Annotated in this window: 1 protein-coding gene; it reads left to right on the top strand. The window is 70.2% G+C overall.

Going from position 1 to position 628, the window contains the following annotated elements:
- On the top strand, nt 1-628 hold a 628-nt coding region (locus tag AAFX91_RS42300), incomplete at both ends, for a transposase (protein WP_394570427.1).

Here is a 628-nt window from a genome sequence, read left to right as displayed (position 1 = left end):
AGGTCAAGGCGCGGGCGCCGTCGAAGCTTGGCGCGGCGCCGCGGGTGGTGAGCTGCTACGAGGCCGGCTATGACGGCTTCTGGCTGCACCGGCGGCTGGAAGCGGCTGGGATCACGAACTTCGTGTTCGACCCGGCGAGCATTGCAGTGGAGCAACGGTCGCGGCGGGCGAAGACAGACCGGATCGACGGCGAGCTTCTGCTGCGCACCTTGATGGCCTATTTGCGGGGCGAGCCGCGGGTGGTGCGGATCGTCAGGGTGCCGAGCGTGGCCGAGGAGGACGCCCGGCGGATCAGCCGCGAGCGCGAGCGACTGGTGACGGAGCAGACCGCCCATACCAACCGGATCAAGGCGCTGCTGCGTCTGCTGGGCATGGCGGTCGGGGCCCTGCGACGGCGCAACTGGCTCGCCTGGCTGGAGCAGCAGCGGGACTGGCAAGGGCAGCCGTTGCCGCCGCAGCTTCTGGCCGAAGTGAAGCGCGAGCATGCCCGGCTGATGCTGGTGCGGGACCAGCTCAAGGCGCTGGAGCAGGCCCAGGCCGCTGCGCAAGCCGCTGCGACGCCCGCACCGATGGCGAAGCGACGGGATCAGTTGCAGCAACTCAAGGCGCTTGGCCCGGCGTTTGCCAC

Source organism: Bradyrhizobium sp. 31Argb (genome assembly GCF_043638955.1).
Taxonomy (GTDB): Bacteria; Pseudomonadota; Alphaproteobacteria; order Rhizobiales; family Xanthobacteraceae; genus Bradyrhizobium.
Note: the sequence above shows the minus strand (reverse complement) of the source record. Positions and strands in the feature narration are given on the sequence as shown.